Annotated in this window: 1 protein-coding gene; it reads left to right on the plus strand. The window is 76.9% G+C overall.

Annotated elements, in window-relative coordinates:
• Positions 1-945: FHA domain-containing protein (locus DBR36_RS10490; RefSeq protein WP_146185324.1), on the plus strand; the 945-nt coding region annotated here is incomplete at its 5' end.
• Positions 946-1,303 lie beyond the last annotated feature (358 nt).

The raw sequence follows: 1,303 nt of genomic DNA on the forward strand, positions 1-1,303 counted from the left end.
TCGGTGCGCCGTGCGCCGTCGCCGGGCGCCGCCGACCTCCCCGCCGACCTCGAGAACACCTCGCTGCGCCGGACGCCGCAGACCGCTCCGGCGTCGGCAGCCGCGTCGGCTCCGCTTTCGGAGGGCGCGGACGTCCCCACACGGCGGTCGCCGCGGACCGCGGCGACGGAACTCTCCGCCGACCTCGAGGCCACCTCACTGCGCCGGACACCCCAGACGGCGCCCGCCCAGCCGACGGCGCCCGTGGGGCCGGCGGCATCCGTCGAACCGGCCGCGCCCGTCGAGCCGGCGGCGCACGTCGAGCCGGCGGCGCCCGCCGGGCCGACGGCGCCCATTGGGCCGGCGGCATCCGTCGCACCGTCCACGCCCGTCGAGCCGGCGGCATCCGTCGCACCGTCCGCGCCCGTCGGGCCGTCGGCATCCGCAGGCACGCACGGCACCCCCGCGATGACTCAGCGTCCCATCGACGCCGCGGCGGCGACGCCCGCCCCCGCCGCCGATCGGGTCGACGAGACCACCGACTCCACCGACACCACCGCCGGCGCGGGAGCGGGCGAGTCCGCGGCGCCGGTCGAGGAGCAGACGCAGACCGTTCGCCCCCGTTCCCGGCGCCGCGGGGAGTGGACGCTCGATCTTCCCGATGGCACCCGCGTGCCCCTGACGAGCCGTGCGGTCCTGCTCGGGCGAAAGCCCGTCGCCTCCGATGAGTCGGTGCAGGCGGTCCCGATCGCCGACCACACGCGGACGGTCTCCAAGCAGCATGCGCGCCTGGAGTGGACGGTCACGGGCTGGACGGTGACCGACCTCGAGTCCACCAACGGCGTCACGCTCGTCCACGACGACGGCCGGACGGAACGCATCGCCGCCGGATCGACCGCGATCGCTCCGGGCCGGTTCCGCCTCGGCGACGCGCACCTCGAGCTGCGACCCGCCGCCTCGTCCTGAGCCGCGGCGCTGCGCGCGGTCGCGCTGCGCGGTCGCTCTGCGGTGGCTCTCCGCGCCGCGGCGCGCGATCGGTCTCCCGCGCCGCTCGCCCGCGAGACAGCGTCTAGCTGACGAGTCGGTTGCAGAATGTCGCCGAGTTGTCAGCCACGTGCAGTCTCGCCGCGCCCGCGGTCCGCTCGCGCCCCCCTTCCGGCGCGGGCGCAGCCGGCCCGGGCGCTCCCGGCCCACGAGACGGCATCTCGCTGACGAGTCGGTTGCAAAATGTCGCCGAGTTGTCAGCCGCGTGCAGTCTCGAGACGCCTGCGCCCGCCTGCGCGCCGCAGCCGCCCTCACGCCGCCGCCAAACCGGTTGCGGCGG

Origin of the sequence: Microbacterium sp. HMWF026 (genome assembly GCF_003061325.1) — a bacterium.
GTDB lineage: Bacteria > Actinomycetota > Actinomycetes > Actinomycetales > Microbacteriaceae > Microbacterium > Microbacterium testaceum_E.